The 21602-nt window shown below is 45.9% G+C and carries 19 protein-coding genes and 2 tRNA genes; 14 read left to right on the top strand and 7 right to left on the bottom strand.

What is annotated here, in order from left to right; translation table 11 throughout:
• Nucleotides 1-56 precede the first annotated feature (56 nt).
• The 5 genes from GC102_RS35230 (at nucleotide 57) to GC102_RS40200 (ending at nucleotide 3654) form a co-directional block, all read left to right on the top strand.
• Nucleotides 57-142: transfer RNA gene (locus GC102_RS35230), tRNA-Leu, on the top strand.
• Nucleotides 143-189: 47 nt separating this feature from the next.
• Nucleotides 190-268: transfer RNA gene (locus GC102_RS35225), tRNA-Leu, on the top strand.
• A 377-nt stretch (nucleotides 269-645) separates the two neighbouring features.
• Nucleotides 646-2304 carry a beta-N-acetylhexosaminidase gene (gene nagZ, locus GC102_RS35220; protein WP_246321297.1) on the top strand — a complete coding sequence of 553 codons (1659 nt, stop codon included), beginning with the start codon at nucleotides 646-648 and terminating at the stop codon, nucleotides 2302-2304.
• Entirely contained in the window at nucleotides 2304-3497 is a 1194-nt protein-coding gene (locus GC102_RS35215; RefSeq protein ID WP_171693649.1) for an anhydro-N-acetylmuramic acid kinase, read from the top strand. Before nagZ ends, GC102_RS35215 begins: the two co-directional genes overlap by 1 nt.
• Before the next feature lie 31 nt (nucleotides 3498-3528).
• Nucleotides 3529-3654, top strand: a complete 126-nt coding sequence (locus tag GC102_RS40200) for a hypothetical protein (RefSeq protein ID WP_281367741.1) — start codon at nucleotides 3529-3531, stop codon at nucleotides 3652-3654.
• Between the two features lie 6 nt (nucleotides 3655-3660).
• On the opposite strand, the gene GC102_RS35205 is transcribed toward GC102_RS40200, so the two are convergent.
• Entirely contained in the window at nucleotides 3661-4374 is a 714-nt protein-coding gene (locus GC102_RS35205; RefSeq protein WP_171693648.1) for a FadR/GntR family transcriptional regulator, read from the bottom strand.
• A 119-nt stretch (nucleotides 4375-4493) separates the two neighbouring features.
• On the opposite strand from GC102_RS35205, the gene GC102_RS35200 reads away from it, so the two are divergent.
• From GC102_RS35200 to GC102_RS35190, 3 genes are all read left to right on the top strand, one after another.
• The gene (locus tag GC102_RS35200; RefSeq protein ID WP_171693647.1) at nucleotides 4494-5909 is read left to right on the top strand and encodes an FAD-linked oxidase C-terminal domain-containing protein; all 1416 of its coding nucleotides are present in this window, start codon (nucleotides 4494-4496) and stop codon (nucleotides 5907-5909) included.
• Nucleotides 5902-7236 (top strand): (Fe-S)-binding protein, encoded by a 1335-nt coding sequence (locus tag GC102_RS35195; RefSeq protein WP_376769434.1) that lies wholly within the window; start codon nucleotides 5902-5904, stop codon nucleotides 7234-7236. Before GC102_RS35200 ends, GC102_RS35195 begins: the two co-directional genes overlap by 8 nt.
• Before the next feature lie 183 nt (nucleotides 7237-7419).
• Nucleotides 7420-8337, top strand: coding sequence for an NAD-dependent epimerase/dehydratase family protein (locus GC102_RS35190; RefSeq protein ID WP_171693646.1), 918 nt, complete (start codon nucleotides 7420-7422; stop codon nucleotides 8335-8337).
• Here GC102_RS35190 and GC102_RS35185 read toward each other — a convergent pair.
• The 5 genes from GC102_RS35185 to GC102_RS35165 all read right to left on the bottom strand — a co-directional run bounded on the left by GC102_RS35185 (nucleotide 8331) and on the right by GC102_RS35165 (nucleotide 13070).
• Complete coding sequence (locus tag GC102_RS35185; protein ID WP_171693645.1) at nucleotides 8331-8699, bottom strand: response regulator; 369 nt, start codon at nucleotides 8697-8699, stop codon at nucleotides 8331-8333. The genes GC102_RS35190 and GC102_RS35185 overlap by 7 nt on opposite strands.
• Nucleotides 8692-10446, bottom strand: coding sequence for a hybrid sensor histidine kinase/response regulator (locus tag GC102_RS35180; RefSeq protein ID WP_171693644.1), 1755 nt, complete (start codon nucleotides 10444-10446; stop codon nucleotides 8692-8694). The genes GC102_RS35185 and GC102_RS35180 overlap by 8 nt, the downstream gene beginning before the upstream one ends.
• A complete protein-coding gene (locus GC102_RS35175; RefSeq protein ID WP_171693643.1) occupies nucleotides 10447-10992 on the bottom strand; it encodes a heme NO-binding domain-containing protein in 546 nt (181 codons plus the stop codon). It abuts the gene before it with no gap.
• Nucleotides 10993-11010: 18 nt separating this feature from the next.
• Nucleotides 11011-12054: an HD-GYP domain-containing protein gene (locus GC102_RS35170; RefSeq protein ID WP_171693642.1), complete on the bottom strand. Its 1044-nt coding sequence runs from the start codon at nucleotides 12052-12054 to the stop codon at nucleotides 11011-11013.
• Between the two features lie 185 nt (nucleotides 12055-12239).
• Nucleotides 12240-13070 (bottom strand): glycoside hydrolase family 191 protein, encoded by an 831-nt coding sequence (locus tag GC102_RS35165; RefSeq protein WP_171693641.1) that lies wholly within the window; start codon nucleotides 13068-13070, stop codon nucleotides 12240-12242.
• A 138-nt stretch (nucleotides 13071-13208) separates the two neighbouring features.
• Between GC102_RS35165 and GC102_RS35160 the strand changes: the two genes are divergently transcribed.
• From GC102_RS35160 to pelG, 6 genes are read left to right on the top strand one after another with little or no spacing between them, the layout of a single operon-like run.
• Nucleotides 13209-13610 carry a response regulator gene (locus GC102_RS35160; protein WP_171693640.1) on the top strand — a complete coding sequence of 134 codons (402 nt, stop codon included), beginning with the start codon at nucleotides 13209-13211 and terminating at the stop codon, nucleotides 13608-13610.
• 18 nt (nucleotides 13611-13628) lie between these two features.
• A complete protein-coding gene (locus GC102_RS35155; RefSeq protein ID WP_171693639.1) occupies nucleotides 13629-14864 on the top strand; it encodes a hypothetical protein in 1236 nt (411 codons plus the stop codon).
• Nucleotides 14861-15925 carry a tetratricopeptide repeat protein gene (locus GC102_RS35150; protein ID WP_171693638.1) on the top strand — a complete coding sequence of 355 codons (1065 nt, stop codon included), beginning with the start codon at nucleotides 14861-14863 and terminating at the stop codon, nucleotides 15923-15925. The genes GC102_RS35155 and GC102_RS35150 overlap by 4 nt, the downstream gene beginning before the upstream one ends.
• Complete coding sequence (locus GC102_RS35145; protein ID WP_171693637.1) at nucleotides 15885-17729, top strand: DUF2194 domain-containing protein; 1845 nt, start codon at nucleotides 15885-15887, stop codon at nucleotides 17727-17729. The genes GC102_RS35150 and GC102_RS35145 overlap by 41 nt, the downstream gene beginning before the upstream one ends.
• Complete coding sequence (gene pelF / locus GC102_RS35140; RefSeq protein ID WP_171693636.1) at nucleotides 17726-19138, top strand: GT4 family glycosyltransferase PelF; 1413 nt, start codon at nucleotides 17726-17728, stop codon at nucleotides 19136-19138. The genes GC102_RS35145 and pelF overlap by 4 nt, the downstream gene beginning before the upstream one ends.
• Nucleotides 19138-20595 (top strand): exopolysaccharide Pel transporter PelG, encoded by a 1458-nt coding sequence (pelG, locus tag GC102_RS35135; protein ID WP_171693635.1) that lies wholly within the window; start codon nucleotides 19138-19140, stop codon nucleotides 20593-20595. The genes pelF and pelG overlap by 1 nt, the downstream gene beginning before the upstream one ends.
• A gap of 80 nt (nucleotides 20596-20675) precedes the next feature.
• On the opposite strand, the gene GC102_RS35130 is transcribed toward pelG, so the two are convergent.
• Complete coding sequence (locus GC102_RS35130; RefSeq protein WP_171693634.1) at nucleotides 20676-21539, bottom strand: AraC family transcriptional regulator; 864 nt, start codon at nucleotides 21537-21539, stop codon at nucleotides 20676-20678.
• Nucleotides 21540-21602: the final 63 nt, after the last annotated feature.

Raw genomic sequence — 21602 nt, 5'->3', positions numbered from 1 at the left:
CAAAGTGACGAACTGGATGGTAGCTTAGTTATATCTAGTTCGGAGCTTTCAATTAAGCCGGAGTGGCGGAATCGGCAGACGCACAGGACTTAAAATCCTGCGGTAGGTGACTACCGTACCGGTTCAAGTCCGGTCTTCGGCATTATCTTAACTGCATGCGCGCCTTAACACATCAAGGCGTGCTACTAAGCCGGCATGGCGGAATGGCAGACGCGCTCGACTCAAAATCGAGTCCGAAAGGGTGGAGGTTCGAGTCCTCTTGCCGGTATCGTATGACAAAGTAAAGTGGTTGAACAGGAAGCTTTCCTGCTCAACCACTTTTTTTGTTGTTTAATCCCTGAATAAGATTTCGACAAGGGCTGCCCCATTGGACACTAGACCTACGAGACAGTCTATTTTTGTAGGCGTCACTTGGTCACTACTGGTTCTTGTTAATTCATCCGCAAGAACGCCACGGCATCCTCTGCGAACTGAAGGTAAGGGTTGTTCCCGGCGAAGTTCTATTTCCTTTAAAATAAAATTTCATATATTAAATTTATATTGAAATATTATTTTTTTATTCCTATAATAATAGGTATTCGGTTTGCATTGTAAACACTTACATATAGGAATTTGATTGCTTGACGAGGGGAGTTAGTAAACGATATGAATATGAATACGAGCATGAGCCAGAGAAGCCTCAGTGAATTGACGCTTCGGCAAAAAATCGGACAGATGATCCTTTGTGGTTTTGAAGGCACGGGTATGACCGAAGATCTGGAGAACTTTATTGAATTAAACCACATAGGCGGGGTCATTTACTTCGCACGTAATGTACAGGATACACAGCAAGTTGCTAGGTTATCCGAGCAGCTCCAACAAGTTGCGAAGCGTTCCGAGAATCTGCCGTTATGGATATCTATCGATCAAGAGGGCGGCATGGTGGCTCGCTTGACGGAAGGCGTGGCGTTAATGCCAGGGCAGATGGCACTAGCTGCGGGAGCTCTTAAAGCAGCTGACGGTTCAAAGTCTGCTTATGTATCGTCCTTTATTTCAGGGCAGGAACTGCGAACGCTAGGCGTTAATATGAACTTCGCACCTGTTCTGGATGTGAATAATAACCCGGATAATCCCGTTATCGGCGTTCGATCATTCGGGGAGTCTCCGGAGCTTGTTGCCGAATTTGGACGTCAGTCGATGCAAGGTTACCAGGATGCCGGGGTCGTTGCAACGGCCAAGCATTTCCCAGGTCATGGTGATACAAACGTGGATTCGCATCTGGATTTACCAACGATCGAGCATTCTGAAGCGCGTATTCGTTCGGTTGAATTGGTGCCTTTCGTTGAATCGATCAAGAGCGGCGTGGATGCTATTATGTCAGCGCATATTTATTTCCCCGCTTTAGAATCGGCTAAGCTGCCTGTCACTCTTTCGAAGTCGGTACTTACTGGATTACTTCGTGAGGAGCTCGGCTTTGAGGGAGTTATCATGACCGATTGCATGGAAATGAACGCGATCTCCGAGCATTACGGCACAGCGCCGGCGGCTGTCATGGCGGTTGAAGCGGGGGCTGATCTCGTGCTGATCAGCCACAGCCGCGACCGCCAGCTCGCGGCCATCACCGCGCTGGAGCGCGCGGTGCGCGAAGGGCGGATTACCGAAGCGCGTATTGACGCTTCGGTTGGCCGTTTGCTCGCGCTCAAGGAGCGGCGCGGCTTGTTTGAAGCGCGGCCAAGTGCGGCGGCCGCGGATGAGGTCGGGACCGCGGCGCACCGCGCGGTCGCCCAGCGCCTCAGCGAGGCGAGCATCACGCTCGTCAAAGACGAGCAGAAGCTGCTCCCGCTGAAGCGGGTGAAGACGCTCGCGATCACTGTGGCCGCAGCTGTTTCGTCGGGTGTCGACGAAACATACGCGGGCCCCGCGAGCTTGGGGGCTGCGCTGGCCGAGCACGGCTTAGACGTGCTCGATCGCGTGCTGCCGCTGTCGGAGGTGGCAGCAAACAGCTCTGCGCTGCTCGCCGAGGCGCAGCAGGCGGAGCAGATCGTCATCGGGACGTACAACGCCCGATTCCATCCCGCTCAGGTCGATCTGGTGCGTGCCCTGCAGTCGCTCGGCAAGCCGCTTGTCGTCGTCGCACTGCGAGTGCCGTACGATTTGCTGGAGCTGCCGGAGATTCCAACCTTCGTCGCGGCTTATGAAAGCCGGCCGCTTGCCCTTCAGAGTGCGGCCAAATGCTTGCTTGGTCAGCTTACTCCGCAAGGCCGACTGCCGGTCTCGCTCGGTCTAGACTATCCTGCAGGATGGAAATGGGAGAGTGGTTTATAATGCTGCGTTCTTTATTGAATCAAACGTCTCTGACGGTTGCTGGAATTATGTCTGGTACTTCCCTTGACGGCATTGACGTCGCGCTTGTTCGGATTGATGGCTGCGGCGTTGACGCGAAGGTCGAGGTACTCCACTTTGAGAGCTTCGCTTATGAGGATGAATTACGGGAAAAGCTCAAAGAATTATGTTCCATCGAACATTCGGATGTGTCTTTGTTATGCGGGATGAACTTCGCGATAGCGGAACGCTTTGCCGATGCAGTGTTACGAGCGGCGGCAGCGGCTAATATCTCCTTGGAGCAAATTGATCTCATCAGTTCTCATGGTCAGACGGTATGGCATATCCCAGTAGCGGATGAAGCAAATCCATTTCTGCCGAAATCAACCCTGCAAATCGGCGATTTATCCGTCCTTGCTAAGCGGACGGGAAGACCTGTTGTTGGCGATTTCCGTACTGCGGATATGGCGGTTGGCGGTCAAGGTGCACCGCTTGCGCCTTACGGGGACTTTATTCTGTTCCGCCATGAGGAAAAGGGTCGTATTCTCCAAAATATCGGCGGGATTGGCAATTGCACCGCGATTCCGGCGTCCGCATCGACCGATGCTCATCGTCTTATCGCCTTTGATACGGGTCCAGGCAATATGATCATGGACCAAGTTGTCTTTGAGCTTTCACAAGGCCGGTTGACTTATGATGCGAATGGCTCGTGGGCCTCTATCGGCTTTGTAGATGTAGAGCTGCTTAATAGCATGCTGGCAGATCCTTACTTCAAACTCCCTCCACCTAAAACTACGGGGCGTGAGCTCTTTGGTAAAGCATATGCCTCTTCTTTTTTGGCGACTGCTCTTGAGCGAGGATTACCTCCCGAAGACATCGTTGCGACAGCGACTTCATTTACCGCGCATTCCATCGCCCGTGCTTACAACGACTTCGTTTTCCCGGAATATAACATTGCGGAAGTGATTGTAAGCGGCGGCGGAGCGCATAATCAGACGCTGCTCGGAATGCTCCGAGAACTGCTTCCAGAGCAATCCATTCTTACATCGGATGAACTTGGCTTATCGGGTGATGCCAAAGAAGCTGTCCTCTTTGCCTTGCTGGGCAACGATTGGATTCATGGCGTGCCTAATAATCTGCCGTCCGCTACCGGGGCTGAACGGCCTACGATCATGGGCAAGTTAGCCCTGCCTTAGATTCTTTTGATTTTAGGGAGGGCGAAAAGAGATGAAAAGAAGCGAAATCACGAGGGCTCAGGAGCGCACAGCAGCAGTACTGAGGCTCAGCGGTATTGTGCTGACAGACAATGAAATCAGGAACATTGAAGTGGCTGACTTTGGGCTGGAGCAGTGAAGTTTCTTAGAATTTATCCGTAGAGATTTTGGCAAGCTTTTGAATAACTTGGTCCACTTTATGAATATGCTGCGACATCTTCTCCGCTGCAAGCTGCTCATCTTTCGTCTCGATGGCATCGACGATGTCACGATGTTCCTGAAGGAGCTTTTCAGCGGAAGCACGTTCAGCAAAAAACCATAGCCGGCGAGAAGCCTTCATACTTTGCTGCAACCGCTCCGTTAATGACTCCATCATCCCGATCATGAGGGAATTGTGGGAGGCTTTGGCGATTTCTAGGTGAAAGCGAATATCGGCTTGCTCGCTTTCTTCTTCATTTTCAAGTGAAGCTTCCATCGTGCTAAGGATCTGCCTGAGTGCCGTCAAATTTCCTTCGGTACGGCGACTTGCGGCTAACGAAGCACAACCCGCCTCTATGAATCTTCGCACCTCCTGCACTTCCTGCAGCGTTTGGCCTTGGTCAAAGAGGCTGCTGCTGTCTATTGGCAAAGGGTTCGTAACGAAGGTGCCTCCGCCATGTCGAATATCTACCCACCCCATAGCCTTTAATCCGCTAAGCGCTTCTCTTACGGTAGAACGGCCAACCTGAAAGCTGGCTGCAAGCTCCACGACGGTTGGAAGTTTCGAACCTGGTGCATAAGTACCTGTTTCGATTTGCATTTTTATTTGCTGAAGCACGATTTCCGAGCCCTTTTGCGGTCGAATCTGCTGAAATGTCATATAATTCCCCCATGAAGTCTCTATACATCTATTCAATCATAAGTTAAAATAGAAAAAAAGTCATCTGATCACATGATCAATTGTGTTGAAATAAATGAGTTGTCCCATGGGAGGTATTTATGCTTGATAGCCGAGTAAGACAAAAACTGCATGATATTGTAGGCGAGGCATTTTTCAAAGATGATATGGAATCTCTTGTTACGCATTCTTACGATGGAACACCTATGCTCCAAGCGCTGCCTGATGGTGTGATCTATCCCAAAGATACGGCGCAGGTCTCTGCGATTATGAAGGTGTTAAATGAGTATCGCATTCCGCTCGTTAGTAGAGGTTCAGGCACGAATCTTTGTGGCGGAACGGTTCCCGTTCAAGGGGGCGTCGTGATGGTCATGCATCGAATGAATGCGATACTCGACATTGATTTGCAAAATTTAACGGCAACGGTTCAGCCGGGTATCATTACGAAGCAATTCATAGAGCATATTGAAAATCTTGGCTTATTTTATCCACCAGATCCAAGCAGTATGTCGATCTCGACGATAGGCGGAAATATAGCGGAATGCTCCGGGGGTCTTCGCGGCTTAAAATACGGCACAACCAAAGATTATGTGATCGGATTAGAATGTGTCCTAGCCTCAGGCGAAATTATGCGCACAGGCGGGAAGCTGATGAAGGATGTGGCCGGCTATGATTTAACGAAGCTGCTCATTGGCTCGGAGGGTACATTAGCAGTCATTACCGAAGCAACGCTTAAGCTAATACCGCCTCCCAAGTATAAGAAAACGATGCTCGCCATGTATAAAGACTTATATGGAGCAGCTCGCACGGTATCCAAAATCATTGAAAATCGCATCATTCCTGCTACCTTAGAATTCATGGATAATCCGACGATTCGTGTTGTAGACGATTTCGCCAAATTGGGACTTCCGCTCGATATGGCAGCTATTCTGTTAATTGAGCAGGATGGAGATATGGAAACCGTCGAGCGGGATATCGAACGGATCTCGGAAATTTGCCGCGAGGAGCTGGCGGATGAAGTCAGCATTGCGAGCAATCAAGAGGAAGCCCTGAAGCTGTTAACAGCAAGGAGAAGCGCTTTTACAGCACTCGCCCGTCTACGCCCAACAACGATATTAGAGGATGCGACCGTTCCACGCTCTAAGATTGCTGATATGGTCCTAGAGATTAATCGCATAGCCGAGAAGCATCGCGTGCAAATTTGTACCTTTGGACATGCAGGAGATGGCAACCTTCATCCAACAGCTACGACGGATGCAAGGGATCACGAAGAAATACATCGTGTTGAATTAGCCTTCGAGGAAATATTTGAAGCGGCTATCGGGATGGGAGGGACGATTACTGGCGAGCATGGCGTTGGTTTAGTCAAAGCCCCTTTCTTGGAATGGAAAGTGGGAAGTGCCGGAATCGCTATGATGAGAGGGATTAAGGAAGTCTTCGATCCTCACCATCTTTTAAATCCAGGTAAAATGTTTGCCAAAGAGTCCAGACGCAGGGTGGTGATTGATCGTGGCTAAGCTCGCAGCAGCAACACTTCAAGAAACACTGATACAGAAGCTGGACTATGAACAGTTAACCAATTGTATGCGCTGTGGTTTTTGTCTGCCTGCTTGTCCCACATTCAAGGAGACCGGCGTGGAAGCCGAATCCCCTCGTGGACGAATTTCACTTATGAAAGCGGCCGTGGATGGCATTATGGAGCCAGGTATCAGCTTCGAAGACCAAATGAACCATTGCCTTGGATGCCGCGCTTGTGAACCAGCCTGTCCGGCAGATGTGAAATATGGACAGTTAATTGAACAGGCACGTGATGCGATTGAGACGCACACGAAGCAGCACAGATGGTGGGTAAGCGGTGTACGCAAGATCGTGTTCAAAGAGCTTTTCCCTCACCAAAAAAGGATGAGTTTGTTAGGATCAGGCCTTCATTTCTATAAAAAATCAGGGTTGCAAACCATCGTTAGGAAAACAGGCGCTGTAAAGGTATTTTCCAAGCACTTATCCGATATGGAAACCATACTCCCTGACGCTTCCAGCAAGGGGATCGTAGAGCAATTGGGTACCTATATTCCGGCAAAAGGTGAAAAGATGGCTACGGTTGGCATGTTCCGCGGCTGTTTAATGGATGTTTTGTTTACCGAAACGAATATCAAAACGGTAAAGCTGCTTTCTGAAGCGGGATTTGACGTAGTCATTCCAGAGACGCAGAATTGCTGCGGAGCCCTACATGCACACAGCGGTGAGAGTGATCAGTCAAAAGCTTTGGCCAAGAATAACATTCGCGCTTTCCAAGAGGCCGGCGTAGATTATATCGTGTCCAATGCGGGTGGCTGCGGTGCCATTCTTGTAGAGTATGATCATTTGCTTCATGAGGAGCCGGAATGGAAGGAAGCCTCGGCTTGGTTCGCTGCACGAGTGAAGGACATCAGTACGATTCTTGTAGAGCAAGGACGTCCACTCCAGTTCGTAGAGACCGTTGACGGTGGAGCTTCCACTCGCGTTACTTATCAGGACTCTTGTCATCTGCGTAATGTTATGAAAGGCAGCAATCCTGCCAGACAGCTTCTGAAAGAGGTAGGCAGTATTGCCTATATAGAAATGAAAGATGCAGGCTCCTGCTGTGGTTCGGCCGGCATTTATAATGTCACACAGCCCGTTATGGCGAACCAAATTCTTGAGCATAAAATGGAAAATGTGAACGCTACTGCCGCTCAATATCTCGTTACAAGCAACCCTGGCTGCTTGCTGCAAATGAAGCTGGGTATTGAAAAGCACGGGCAAAAAGACTGCATGGAGGCCGTCCATATTGCTGACTTTTTATATGATAGAGTCGTGAAGAATTAATCCAAGTCAAACAAAAATAGAGCCATTATCTCGAGCTAGTTCATCTAGTTCGAAATAATGGCTCTTTTTTATTTGTATTTTTTTCATTCAAACTACACGGAGGAGATCTATAATATAATAAAACTCAAATCGAGTGATCTATATTGCAGCTTATTTACGTTATCATGATGGGGGCGTGCGCTTATGAATATTTTAGTTACAGGGGGAGCGGGCTTTATTGCTTCACATATTGTCGATCAATTGATCATTTCGGGGCATCATGTACATATTTTTGATAATTTATCTACAGGTCGTAAAGAAAATTTGAATCCCCTTGCGGTCTTCCATCATGGAGATTTGTTAGATAATGGATTAAATGAGGCTTTCACCGCTGCACGCCCAGAAGTCGTGATTCATCATGCTGCACAAATCGATGTTCAGACTTCGCTTACTAATCCTTTACTAGACGCTAAAATAAACATTCTCGGTACTCTTGCCGTCTTGGAACAATGCAGGGAGCATGGTGTTCGTAAGCTGATTTACGCTTCATCCGCAGCTGTGTATGGAACCCCGCAATATTTGGGCGTTGATGAGAATCATCCGATAAAACCGCTATCCTTCTATGGTATTTCTAAACATACACCGGAACTCTATATAGAGAGCTTTTCTTCTCTTTATGAGTTGGATTATACGATTTTGCGTTATGCGAATGTATATGGAATTAGACAGGATCCGAAGGGTGAGGGAGGTGTAGTCTCCATTTTCGTTGATAAGCTTCTAGCGGGTCAACAACCATTGATTTTTGGTGATGGGGAGCAAACAAGAGATTTTATTTATGTGAAAGATATCGTACGCGCAAATATGGCCGCACTGAGTAAGGGCGGCCGAGGATTATACAATATTAGTTGGAACGAGCAGACAAGTGTTAACGCTCTTCTTAAGGAAATGTGCGACATCAGCGGGATGAGCTTCAATCCCTCTTACGCACCTTCTCGAGCTGGAGATATCATTCACAGCCGCTTGGATAATCGTGCCGCGCTTGCCGGTTTGGATTGGAGTCCGGTATATACATTAAGAAGTGGCTTGCAGGAGACCTTTGACTATTACAAAGATCGCTACTGATCTTTCAAATACACTTGTATCTTCTCGAGCAGCCGATTCCATTCAACAGGCTTCGTGTCAAAATCATCGCATCCCGCCTCAAATGCCTGTTCTCGATCCGTGGCCATTGCATGGGCGGTTAGCGCGATAATGGGGATCTCCTTTGTCTCCGGCGAAGCTTTAAGTTGACGTGTGGCGTTCCAGCCGTCCAATACAGGAAGGCTCATATCCATGAGAATGAGATCCGGGGATTCGGTCCTTGCGGCATCGACGCCTTGCTGTCCATCCATTGCCATAATGACTTCATAACCCTTGCGCAATAAACGGCGGGATAACATGTCACGGTTCATTTCGTTGTCTTCAACTAATAAGATTTTATACATCGTTTGTTTCCTCTTTGCTGCGTATATAGGTATGCTCCCCAATGGTCTGGTCCTCCACGGAACCAGCCATTAGGCTGCGGATTTCATGTAATAATGTTTCGCGCCTAAAGCTTCCTTTTTGGATTAATTTTTTCACATAGCCGTTCAGTCGCAAGCGATCCTCCGAAGCAATGTCTTTCGCCGTAATGACAACAATCGGAATCCAGCGCCATTCCTCTCGTTTGCGCAGTTCCGTAACGAACTCGAATCCATCCATTCCCGGCATCATTAAATCGAGCAGAATCAATTGCGGGATCGCGTGTGCCATGAATTGCAAGGCCACGCGTCCATCCTTCGCTTTAGTGACCTTGTAGCCTTCTTTCTCCAACATCTGAGTCATCATTTGACTTGTTGTGATATCGTCTTCAATGACGAGTATCGAGTTAGATTGCCTTTCAGGGATATGCTTGTCCAGCACAGAAATTAATTTTTCTTTATAAATCGGTTTGATCAAAAACTCCGCAGCGCCAAGTGCATAGCCCATATTTTTATCATCGGTCATTGTCATCATGATGACAGGTATGTCTGATAGTTCTGGATCGTTTTTGAGTGTTGTTAGTACAGTCCAACCATCGGTGCCCGGCATGAGCACATCAAGGGAGATAAGCGTAGGATGCAGCTCCCTAGCGAGCCGAATGCCTTCTTGTCCATTTTGGGCCAGCGCCACCGTACATCCCTCTTTACTGAGCAAACGCTGCATCAACTGCAGCATAGCCGGATCATCATCAATAACCAGAACCGTGCGGTTTCGCTGCATCGTCCATGAACCGTTTTCCGTTAATGGATCGTTAATGCCTTCCGCATGATTCTCTAGTAGAGGCAACCAGAAAGCAAAAGTTGTGCCTTGACCGTACGTACTATCGACAGTGATCTGGCCGCCCATCATTTTGCACAGCTTTTGACTGATCGCAAGTCCTAGTCCCGTGCCTCCGTATTTCCTTGTTGTCGAGGAATCGGCTTGTTTAAAAGCATGAAATAAATGTTCCATCTGTTCAGGCGTCATGCCGATGCCGGTGTCTTTAATGCTGAAGCTAATGCCTGGATGCCCATTTGCCATTTCATAGCCAATTGTTAGCCATATCATTCCATCCTTGGTAAACTTACCGGCATTACTTAGCAAATTGAATAAGATCTGTCTAAGCTTCGTGATGTCTGTCTTCATTTCGCCTTGGGGGAAGGCAACTTCCAAATGGTTGCCGCCTGACTCTATTAGCGGATTGACAGTTGTCAGAACTTCGTGAATAAGCGTCGGGATATCACATACTTCCAAGTAGAGATCCATCTTGCCGGCCTCGATCTTGGAGAGATCCAGAATATCATTGATAAGTGTCAGCAGATGTTTTCCAGCGTTATGGATTTTGCCTAGGTCGTCTGCGAATATGGGTTCATTCATATCTTCGGCATCTTCTTTGAGCATTTCACTATAACCGATAATAGCGTTGAGCGGCGTGCGTAGTTCATGGCTCATATTAGCCAGAAACTGGCTTTTGATTTGATTGGCTTCAATGGCTTCATCGCGTGCTTTGGATAGCTCCATCGTACGCTCCTTCACCAATTCCTCCAGCTGATCGTTCAACTGTCTAAGTTCTTGATTTACATAATAAATTTCACGCGTTTTCTGCTCGGCGATCTGTTCAGCTTCTTTGCGCGCTTTCTTTTCCCGTTCTAGTTGTCGGCGAAGAACGTCTAGTTCCTGCGTATCCTGCATCTATCTCACTTCCGTGTTCGTTAAAATAAATCGGGCCGCGGTTCCTTCGTCTAAATTCTCCCGTGCTATGCTAATTTGTTCGCCATAATACTGAATGCATCCCATGATAAGCCCCTCTGCCAAATCGGCAAAAGGTCGCGAGGACCGGTAGGTCATGATCAGCGTTCCAGGTACCGAAGTTTCATATTCGAATGCCGGCAGCTCGGCGCCGGGATAGAGCTTGCGGACTTCTACGTGAATATAGCTGTCCACTTTTTGCAGAAAGCTGAATACGGAGCTGTTTTCTTGGATGAATTGAGGATGAAGCTCGATAAGCTGTGTAAACAGATATTCGCCGAAAGTGATGATCAAGTCGGTAACAGGAATGTTTGTCCGCTGGCTCAGCTGTACAATAAGCTGAATCATTTCATTATGATCGTATGTACCGACTGAGGTATAGCTACCGCCTGACGGCAAGTCGGAGCTTTCAATAATTTGATCGACAATACCAAGAGAAAATTTATTTTCGACCATTTCGAGAAAAGAAGTAAAAACCATGCCTTTCATAAGAACACCTTCCCATTTCTATTCGAAATTGTTGTTTCTTCGGATAATGCCCATGAAGGCGTCCACGACTTGGGGATCAAAATGAATGCCGCGCTGCTTCTGAATTTCTGTCAAAGCTTCTTCTTCCGACCAAGCCCTTTTATAGGGGCGCTCGTGAGTCAACGCATCATAGAAGTCGGCAATTGCCACGATGCGTCCAGCTAGTGGGATTTCTTCACCGCTTAATCCGCTCGGGTATCCAGTTCCATCCCACTTCTCATGGTGCGACAAAGCGATCGTTCTGGCTAATTGCAGATCAGGAAATTGACTTCCTTCGAGTATGCTTGCCCCGATCGTCGTATGTGTTTTCATGTGCTCAAACTCTTCGGGGGTGAATCTTCCCGGTTTTAATAAAATCTCATCGGGGATGCCGATCTTCCCTAGATCGTGTAAAGGGGTAGCCCGCTCGAGGAGCTCCGCTTCCTGCTTAGGCAGTCCAAGAGAAGTGGCGATCTCCTTCGCTATCCGGCCTACGCGCTGTGTGTGCTGCCCTGTCTGATCATCACGAAATTCGGAGGTGCGTCCAAGTAACTCCAGGATTTCCAGCTTGGCTTGCTCAAGTTTGGCTGTTCGTTCCTGAACACGCTGCTCCAATCGTTGATTCTGGTCTTGAAGCTGCAAATGGTAGAATCGTGTCTTGAGTAAGTTGTTGATCCGTAAAACCACTTCTGTTTTATCCAAAGGCTTCGTGAGGAAATCATGCGCTCCCAGGTGCAGCGCTTCCTTCTTTGCTTCTTGAGTTACATCGGCGGTAAGTACTACGATCGGTAAGAAATTGCTTTCCAAGACGCGTTCTTTCAAAAGCTTCAACGCTGCAAATCCATCCATTTCCGGCATATGCAGATCCAATAAAATGATATCAGGCTGAACCTCATCAAAAAGGGTATCTAAACGCTTGGGATCCGTCGTACAGTGTATATTGGAAAAACCCGCACGGCGCAGTATCCGCTCTAAAAGGTTGATATTGTACTCCTGATCATCGATAACCAGAAAATTAGCGCTTTGCTTCCAAACCTCATCCATCTATGTACCTCATTCCATCCTTGCTCTTAAATCGTAGGCTATATGTGAGATTTTATCATAGATAACATGTAATGTGACTATTAAAATGTCGAATCCTGTAAAAAAATCAAAACATGGAGATCAGTTGTGTTGAAGAACTTGGAATGGAAGTTGGTCTAAGCATGGTGTAGGGGGGAGGTTCAAAATTAGTTGACTTCTTTCGTATAACCATCAGGTGCGTCTATATGTAAAAACTTTAGTTTACGGGCTTCTCTACCAGGGGAGCTCTCTTTATTTAAATGGATGGAAAATATGGTCAAGCCCTTCTTTTGTTCCTTTCGCAGTCTGTCCACTCTTGTTTTCATCCACAAATCCTCTTTCCAATTAGCACGCCAGTCCTCCCATAACAAACCATCGATATAAGGCAGCGCATAGTCGAGTGTATCAAAGCCGCGATTCTGAATAATGGAAAGCTTGGGGTATTGGCCGCTCACGTCTTGGAGGAAAGAACGGTAAGCTTCTCTTGTTTGGGTTTGAGTAGCTGCATCTTGAATCCAGTCATCGATATCTCCAACCGTGTCTAGGAACATACCGTCTAAACCTTTGTCTGAGATAGAAGTTTTGATTTCTGATAACAGCAGCTGACGGTAATGTGATTGTCGCAAATCCATCAAATAAGAGTCCCATTGCTTGAAATGGATACGCTCGCCCTGCTTCAATAAATAGTCGGAAGACAGAAGTTCCTTCACACGAAGAGTGTTCCAGGCAGGGGTTTCCATAACGCTTATATAACCTATAACCATTGTGCCCGTCGTTTGAATGTCTTGTATTTGTAGCTTTGAGAACAATTGAGGTTCAATAATAATAAGATCTTTGGTCTTTAATTGAATGATGGCTTTTTCAGTAGGTGCACCATAGTAGAGGGAGTAGTCTTTCACGTTTTGAAAAGGTTTAGAAGCTTGGACTTGCTTCTTGAATGGGAATGAGAAAAAAACCATGGAGACGATAATGGCAGCTGTTACCTGTGATGTCTTCATCGCTTTTCACGGACCTTCCTGAAATTTGGATTAGCTTCATTATATGATAAAATATAACCTATAGACATTCAAACATATCCTTTTACATACGTAAATTAATGAAAAATGCAGCTAGATAAATGTAAGGAGTTGACAGCCATGAATCACCTAGCTATCGTGGACGACGATAATGTCCTACTACACATTTTACAGGATTTATTCGAAGTGAGAGGTCTCCAGGTATCAGTCTTCAATGATCCTATTGCTGCGTTAAAATCGATAAAGGAATTGAAACCGGATGCTGTTCTGTCCGATGTTCTTATGCCGAATTTGACTGGATTTGAACTATGCCGAGAGCTTCGCTCGGACAAATCCTTTGCAAAAACACCCATTTTTCTGATGAGCGCGAAGCATTCCATCGGCGAATTATCGAAGTCAATGATGGCTGGAGCCGATGAGTATATTATTAAGCCTTTTCAAATTGATGATATCTATGAGCAATTGAAACAGTTTTATAGGAAGAAAAATAACCCCATCATTATCAAACCTTTGGATAGTTAAAGTTTGGAGGAAACGTGATTGATTTTTCGACAAAACCGAAGCTGGTTAGCCTGGTGTGAACTGGCTTTTTTTCTGGCCGTTCTATTTATTATCCATTTGGTGTACAACATGGATTGGTTGAATTGGTCACCCAATCCATTTTTATTTGTTACTCTTTACTTTTCACTCCGCTATGGGACACGCATAGGAGCAGCCTCGGCGGTTGGAGCCAGCTTGCTGCATATCTTAACGTACCTCCAGATTAACGGTGATTTATTTGGGCTGTTTGACCAATGGGATCAGGCGAATTGGTTCGTGTGTTATTGGGGGATCGCTTTATTTGTTGGTCACGTTTCCTCCGATTTACGCTTTCGATATGCCATTCTGGCGGATGAATTTGAGGACAATAAGCAGCAGCTAGCGAAAATGGATACCAGCTATCATGATCTTCTCTTTGTTAAGAAAGCCCTGGAAACGAAGGTAGTCGGCGCTCAAGAAAGCATGTATACCCTCTATAAAATTGCCAAGGCATTAGATTCCGAAGATTCGGAAATTATTTTCACGGATGCGGTGCGCTTATGCAAAGATTTAATTCAGGCGGGATCCATCGTCATCTATCGAATGAGTCCAGGCGGTGATGTACTGAGGCTGAAAGTCTATTACGGTGCAGAAACACATTATCCATCTACCGTATTCCTAGATCAACCATCCTTGTACTCCCAAGTATGTAATGAGAAAACGATTCAAATGCGACCGGAGGGAGAATCGGCAGATATCCCCATACTTGCAGGACCTCTTCTGGATGAGAACAAGCAAATTATAGGCATTATAGGTTTGAACGGGCTTGATTTTGTTGCCTTGAACAAGCATACGATGGACCTATTTCGACTTATTCTCACTTGGATGGGCGAGAGCTGCGTTAAAGCATTCCAAAAGGAACAGAAGTTGAATGAACAACGTTATTTCCCCAATACCCGGGTAATGAAGCCGGATTATTTCTACGCCAAATTGAATGAAGAAACGATACGCGCAACTGATTTTGCCCAAAAATTCCTATTACTGCAGATTCCAATCGAGTTTAGCGAAATGGAAGAGACAGAGGCACTGATAGAGATCAATGCTCTGACACAGCAGATGCTGCGTGATGAAGATGCTATGGCCTACGATTCATTCCGCGGAGAGCTGTTATTTCTACTTCCCGCAACGTCCCCAGAGCTGGCATCACGTATTGAAGACAGGATTAGGGATCGTTTCAATAGGGGGGGCTCAGAATGAGAGTCTCTCGGAATGTCCGGCATTTTGATGTTTCTCCTTACGCAAGGCTTGCCGTGGCAGTTAGTCTACTATTCGCAGTGTTAGACGGATTGCAGATCATCGGGCTTTCTTTTCATTGGATTAGCTTGGTACTTCATCTCGTTCTTGTGCTCATATATAATAGGCTGCTCCATATTATCTCCTTCCGAATCGAAGATCGACTGAGTGCCGGGTGGGTGCAAACGATCATCCTTTTCTTTCCTAGTGTTGGATTTCTGGTTGGATCATTTGTCTTCTCAGGATTGTTATTTTTTCGTTTTAGGCACGACTTTTACGAGGAATATGAGAACTACGTCTATTATTCTCCGCAATCCATGGAAAGCTATAATATAAATGTGGAAGCGGAATCGAACCGTTTACCATTCCGGGAAATCCTGATGTCAGGTGAGCCTGTGGGCAAGAAGGAGGCTTTATTTTCTCTTCTCCAATATGAAGGCAATAATAAAGTGCAGTTGTTTAACGAAGCCCTGCGCAATGAGGATCCCGAAGTGGTTCATTATGCAGCGACTAGCTTGAACTATTTAAATGAGCAATATATACGAAGTATCAAGAAATGGACTTTCCTTCTGCAGCAGGACGATAAAAGCTGGGAGACATGGAAAGAATTATTGGAAGCCTACCGACTTTATTTGGGAAGCCATTTATTGACGGAAGAGCTCGCTATGGAAGTTAGACAGACGTTCAAACAATGTATAGGAAGGGGACTTACTCAATTTCCCGATGAGCCCCGATTTATCGCAGAGTTATGCAATCTGGCACGAATGGAAAAGGATTACCAGACGGCCATCCGCCACGCTGAGCAGCTTTCCAATGTGGGTGAATATCGCTATATGGTGTATTTAACTAAAGCAGAAAAAATGTATGCAGAAGGAAAATTAAACGAACTTAGTCAATTTGCACAGCAATGGTTGGACAGCAGCATTGAGGTTCCGGACGAGCATCTGCCTGCGATCCAATTTTGGAAGGAGCTGAAGGAACAAGGTGTCCCGCAAGTTGATCATCCTTACATTCGTTATCGTTAGTGTGCTGCTGCTCGGTGTCGGGCTGCAAACCATTCGAACCGTTGATTTGTTTCCTTTATCTTCAGCAAGAAATGTGTATCAAGAGGCGCAGTTCTCGGTGAAGAGCTCGGCCCAATCATCAATAAGAGGTGATAAACTCAGTCTGTATATGTATACAAATCCTAAAGATTCAGAAGGCAATAAGGTCAAAGTCAACCTACAGACAGCACTGGGGCTTGCCAAATTGCATGCAGAATCCATAACGGCCGACGAATTGAGAACAATTAAACCAAACCCGTGGACTGTCATTCTACTCACCGGCGAAGATATAAGCGAGCTGGATCAGACCGTTATCCAGTCTTATTTGAAGGAAGGCGGTCGACTTCTTGCCTTTACGCGGTTTTATGCTCCAGAATGGAATGACATGCTGGGTATAGAAAGTAATAACGAATTCATTGAAAGAACGATACATGGGATAGAAGTTAACCAAACTGTATTTCCCGGCTATCCTAATCTTCCGGCAAGCAATGCGCTATTTTCCAATAGTATGTTGGATATTAAGCTTAAGCCGCAGGTTAAAGTTTATTTATCTGCCGAAGGAGTGCCTATGCTCTGGAAAAATAACTATGGGCAGGGGAGCGTTGTGTTCTGGAACTCAACCAGCAGTATCCAGAAGGTAGGTCGAGGGCTAATGGTTCAATCGATTGGTCTTGCTTTAGACAGCCTGGTTACTTCACAAGTGGCAGTACGAAGTCTGAATATTGACGATTTCCCATCACCCGTTCCGCTTGTCGTTAATCCGCTGATTCGTCAGGAGTACGGACTTAGCACACCTGCATTTTATGAACGGATTTGGTGGGCGGATATGGCTCGTTTCGCTAAGCTCTATGGGTGGAAGTATACGGGCCTCATGATTGGGAATTATCAGAATCAGACGAGTTCGCCTCTCCCAACCCTTATGGAGAACTATCCGAAGATTATGCCGTATTTTGGCTCTAAATTATTAGGTCTAGGTGGTGAGATTGGTCTGCATGGCTATAATCACCAATCTCTTGTCACTGCAAGGGAGCCAATCGACACTAATCTCGGCTATGTTCCTTGGCCTGATAAAGCTTCCATGGTTGAAAGTCTTCAGCGTATGGTAGAGCTATCGAATGACTTGTTTCCCGGACATGAGTTAAAGACATATGTGCCTCCATCCAATGTGCTGAACAAGACTGGGAAGGCAGCGATCGCTGAAGCAGTACCCTCCATTGATATCATTTCTTCCCTTTATTATACGGGGGAAGAAGAGGGCTTCCTGGAACAGGAATTTGGAGTGGACAGTGAATTTCCGCAATTCACGAATTTCCCCCGTATTTCATCCGGTTACTGGCTGGACGATAGCACGAAGTTTTACGTCAATGATGTTATTGCTAATTTTGGTTTGGTAAATCACTTTGTACATCCGGATGATGCGCTGGATATTCAACGTTCCGGGGGTAAAGGCTGGAAATACTTGAGTGAGCAATTCGAAGCATGGATGGCATCACTCAATAAAAACTATGCATATCTTCAACCTTTAACGGTTAGGGACGCGGTGAAAAAGCTAAGTATTTACTCGGCCGGAAAGGTTGACGTTCATTATAGTAAAGACGTAATTACGATTACGACCAAAGATGAACTGGTCCCCATGCATTACACCGTTCGCGTGCCAGATAACCGAACACCAGAGATTTCCAAGGTAGCTGGCGTACTGACACGTATGGAACATACAGACGGACTTTGGCATTTGGAGGCTCGTCAACCTACTGTGACCCTACAATTGAAGGAAATGAAGCCATGAAAATCGCATTGTTAGTGGAAGGGAGTTACCCTTACGTGTCAGGTGGGGTAGCGAATTGGATTCAGATGTTGGTCTCGGCCATGCCAGAGCATGAATTTGAAATCATCGCGATTTCTTCCTCTCGTAAAGAGGCCTCAAGCTATAAATACAAGCTTCCGCCCAATATTTCAGGCATTCATGATGTTTTCATGATGGATTACCTGAAGCTAGAGGAGGGGAAGCCGCCACGATTAACCAAGAAAGAAGCTGCTTCCTGTCTGGAGTGGTTTGCTTTTCAAAAAAATTCCGAACAATCTCTTCCCTGCATTGCTGATTCTAAAAAGCTGGGAAATCCGATTACCTTTATGAAAAGTGAAATATTTTGGGATTTCTTGGTCGCTTCCTATGAGCAAGAAATGCCGAATCATTCGTTTAATAGCTATTTCTGGACGTGGAGATCCATGTACATCCCCGCCATTTATCTGCTGCAGCAGTCCTATCCGGTAGCCGATGTGTATCATGCTGTTTCAACTGGATATGCTGGCTTGATTGCCACCTATCTGCGAATGAAGCATAAGAAGCCATTCCTGCTTACTGAGCATGGCGTATACGCACGTGAACGGGAAGAAGAGATTTTGAAATCTGTGTGGGTAGATCCTCCCTTCAAAAAAAGATGGATCGAGTATTTCTACCATATGTCTCAAGGTGCGTATCACACGGCTGATCGAACCATCTCTCTCTATAAAGGTACGCATCAAATTCAGCTTGAGCTCGGACTTCATGCTGAGAAAGCTATGATTATCCCTAATGGCATTGATTATCACAAATTGTCAGTACTCCCAAGACATACGAGTATCTCCGGTGGAGGGATAGTCTTCGGAGCCTTAGTGCGTCTCGTACCCATTAAGGATATAAAGACGATGCTCTATGCTGTTCGGCTCGCCAGTCATGACATCCCTGACATACGTCTTTGGATTATGGGGCCTACGGACGAAGATCCTGATTACTATCAAGAATGCGTAGCCTTAACCCGCAATCTCCATCTAGAGGAGATTGTTACTTTTATGGGAAAGGTAGCGATTGACGAATATTTACCCAAGATTGATGCGCTCATACTGAGCTCGATTAGTGAAGGACAGCCCCTCGCCGTTCTGGAAGGAATGGCCGCAGGAATACCATGGATCTGTACCGAGGTAGGCAGCTGCCGCGAGCTGTTGGAGGGGAAGGACGAGCACGATGTCGGAATAGCCGGCTACATCGTTCCTCCTGTTAATCCAAAAGCCATGTCTGAGGCTATGGTAAAAATGTATTCACTCCCGGAAGAGCGAGCCTACATGGGACAAGTAGGACGCAATCGTGTGGAAGCCTATTATCAGATTGATCATTTTATTGATGCTTATCGGCAGTTATATGATGAGGTGGTTACCTAATGGCGGGAATTGGATTTACCCTACAGAAGTTGTTCCACGATGACTATCTAACACTAAGAGTTCGGGCTTATGCCTACGCTTCTTTCATTGCTGCTGGTCCTTGGATGCTATCTGTTGGCAGTATTGCTCTGATTAACTTTATGCTTGTTCAATTCGGTCATGTAGATGACGCTCAGCGTCAATTGTTTATTGTTACGGTATCGTATTGTTTCATTTTCTCGCAAATACTTTCCGGGGGCTGGCAGCTAAGCGTTACAAGGTATTTGGCCGATCATTTCTTTCAAAATCGCCTAGAGGTCGTCACACCTACCTATGTTGGTATAAGTAGGATCATACTAGGTATTTCGCTCATTATCGCTGTGATTTTTTATTGGTCGTCTCCATTATCAATGGTTTATAAAGTGACGAGCGTATTGTTATTTTTCATGATTGGACAAATTTGGCTGGCAATGGTCTTTTTAACCGCAGCTAAGGATTATAAGATTATTTCTTATTCGTTTTTGGCAGGCGGGCTGGTCTCGATCATCGGTGTGATTGTTCTGATGAGGTACCCCATTGCTTTCGAGCAACATGAGCAGGCGACCAACATTTTAATAGGTTTTAGTTGTGGTATTCTACTTACCATGAGCATACTGGTATTTGTGCTGCTGCGCTCATTTCCAGCTAAAGAAGCATCTAATCCATATGGTTTTTTACATTATGTCGATAAATATCCTTCGCTGCTTTGGATCGGTTTTCTTTACAACATAGGCGTTTGGACGCATAATATCATCATTTGGTTAGGACCATCGGGTGTCCGGATCGAGGAGACGTTTATGTATAGCCCCATCTATGATACCCCTGTCTTTCTGGCAAATCTCACGATCATTCCGTCGCTCGTTCTGTTCGTCGTTTCGGTGGAGACACAATTTTATGATAAATACAAAACGTTTTACGGCTATGTAACCCATGGTGGAACCCTGGAAATGATCACCAAGGCGAAGAAGCGAATGGTAGAGGTGTTATGGCGTGAACTGTATCGTCTGACGAAGCTGCAAGGCATATTGACGCTATTTATCATTTTAATTAGTGATATGCTCCTAGAAAGGCTAGGCTTACAAGAAATCGTAATCGACATTTTTAAGATGTGTGCGCTAGGAGCACTGATGAATTCCATCATGCTCATTAATATCTTAATCATGTTGTATTTCGAAGATCGCAAAGGTGCAGTTATTACCGGGGGAATATATTTCACCTTAAATGTGATACTAACTTTCGCACTGCTGCCTCTGGGCTTCGATTATTATGGGTTTAGCTACTTTATGGCAGGGCTTGCTGCTTATAGCTGGAGCGGTTTTCGATTGCTGACGTTCTTGAAGCGGATCGAGGTGCATACCTTTATCTCGCAAAGCATCATTTACAAGGAAGTCCGAGGATTCTTCACCCGATTAAGTGAAAAAGCTTACTGGCGATTCTAAAATTAATAGGCTTCGGCTTAGACATAAGCAACCTCCATAGACATCTATGGAGGTTGTTTTTTTTAATTGTTTCCGCATAGCTATCTAGCCGACTTTCTAGCTGCCGCGGGAGTCATACCCAGAACTCTTTTGAACATGGCATGAAAATGAGGTAAGCTCTCGAAGCCGCACATTTCTGCGATGCTGCTAATGTTGAGGTCGTTTTCGCTAAGCAACTGCTTCGCTCGGATAATTCGTTTGGTCATGATATAGGCGGTAATATTCATCCCAATTAGCTGCTTAAATACCCGGCTGAAATGGGCAGGTGTGACCGATGCTTGCTTCGAAAGCGTCTTAAGGCCAATGTCCTCACAGAAATGCTGATCGATATAGAGCAAAATTTCCCTCATCCACATCGGGGGAGCGATGGAATCCCCAGTGCTAGGCTTCGTGCCTGAACCTAGATCACGATTCAAAAAAAGCAGGAGTTGAAGAAGCTGCAGCAAGATAGCTTGCCGGTGACCTAAATTCGGATGTTTGAATTCATATTGAATGGATTCCAACCCTGAATCTAAGTTTTGACGTTGTGAGAGTAGAGTTTCAAACTTGTAATTGTGATGTGCTGTGGCTTGCTCGAAACAATGCAAATAAGAGAAAGAGTCACCCAAGTTAGGAGTCTGTACGATGCTGGGGCTGAAATAAATTGCTGTGGACGTTACAGGCGTCTCTTTATCCGGAGTTGCCCGGTGAATCGTATTGCCAGGGATGAGGAAGAGATCGCCTTGTTTCATTTCATAAAACGTGTGATCGATAAAGAAGGTTCCTTTACCTCTATATACATATACAATTTCATACCAGTCGTGGAAATGATCAGGAAGCTCGCTTTGCGAGCTCTTTGTGTTTTTATAGGCAAGTGAAAACGGGAAGGCATCGTTCGCATCGAACACTTTTCGCACGGGATGCATAAGATTCCTCCTTCAAGATAACTCGTAATCTCATGATATCAAAAAAACGTATAAAGATGCTAG

The sequence above is a fragment of the Paenibacillus germinis genome (assembly GCF_013141785.1).
In the GTDB taxonomy this organism is placed as follows: domain Bacteria; phylum Bacillota; class Bacilli; order Paenibacillales; family NBRC-103111; genus Paenibacillus_E; species Paenibacillus_E phytorum.
Note: the sequence above shows the minus strand (reverse complement) of the source record. Positions and strands in the feature narration are given on the sequence as shown.

What these genes read in the sequence shown, in the direction of transcription:
- GC102_RS35215 (WP_171693649.1), top strand. Translation starts at nt 2,304, where the DNA reads ATGCTGCGTTCTTTATTGAATCAAACGTCTCTGACGGTTGCTGGAATT.
- GC102_RS35160 (WP_171693640.1), top strand. Translation starts at nt 13,209, where the DNA reads ATGAATCACCTAGCTATCGTGGACGACGATAATGTCCTACTACACATT.
- GC102_RS35180 (WP_171693644.1), bottom strand. Translation starts at nt 10,446, where the DNA reads ATGCAGGATACGCAGGAACTAGACGTTCTTCGCCGACAACTAGAACGG.
- GC102_RS40200 (WP_281367741.1), top strand. Translation starts at nt 3,529, where the DNA reads ATGAAAAGAAGCGAAATCACGAGGGCTCAGGAGCGCACAGCAGCAGTA.
- GC102_RS35175 (WP_171693643.1), bottom strand. Translation starts at nt 10,992, where the DNA reads ATGAAAGGCATGGTTTTTACTTCTTTTCTCGAAATGGTCGAAAATAAA.
- GC102_RS35130 (WP_171693634.1), bottom strand. Translation starts at nt 21,539, where the DNA reads ATGCATCCCGTGCGAAAAGTGTTCGATGCGAACGATGCCTTCCCGTTT.
- GC102_RS35165 (WP_171693641.1), bottom strand. Translation starts at nt 13,070, where the DNA reads ATGAAGACATCACAGGTAACAGCTGCCATTATCGTCTCCATGGTTTTT.
- pelG (WP_171693635.1), top strand. Translation starts at nt 19,138, where the DNA reads ATGGCGGGAATTGGATTTACCCTACAGAAGTTGTTCCACGATGACTAT.
- GC102_RS35205 (WP_171693648.1), bottom strand. Translation starts at nt 4,374, where the DNA reads ATGACATTTCAGCAGATTCGACCGCAAAAGGGCTCGGAAATCGTGCTT.
- GC102_RS35200 (WP_171693647.1), top strand. Translation starts at nt 4,494, where the DNA reads ATGCTTGATAGCCGAGTAAGACAAAAACTGCATGATATTGTAGGCGAG.
- nagZ (WP_246321297.1), top strand. Translation starts at nt 646, where the DNA reads ATGAATATGAATACGAGCATGAGCCAGAGAAGCCTCAGTGAATTGACG.
- GC102_RS35170 (WP_171693642.1), bottom strand. Translation starts at nt 12,054, where the DNA reads ATGGATGAGGTTTGGAAGCAAAGCGCTAATTTTCTGGTTATCGATGAT.
- pelF (WP_171693636.1), top strand. Translation starts at nt 17,726, where the DNA reads ATGAAAATCGCATTGTTAGTGGAAGGGAGTTACCCTTACGTGTCAGGT.
- GC102_RS35150 (WP_171693638.1), top strand. Translation starts at nt 14,861, where the DNA reads ATGAGAGTCTCTCGGAATGTCCGGCATTTTGATGTTTCTCCTTACGCA.
- GC102_RS35190 (WP_171693646.1), top strand. Translation starts at nt 7,420, where the DNA reads ATGAATATTTTAGTTACAGGGGGAGCGGGCTTTATTGCTTCACATATT.
- GC102_RS35185 (WP_171693645.1), bottom strand. Translation starts at nt 8,699, where the DNA reads ATGTATAAAATCTTATTAGTTGAAGACAACGAAATGAACCGTGACATG.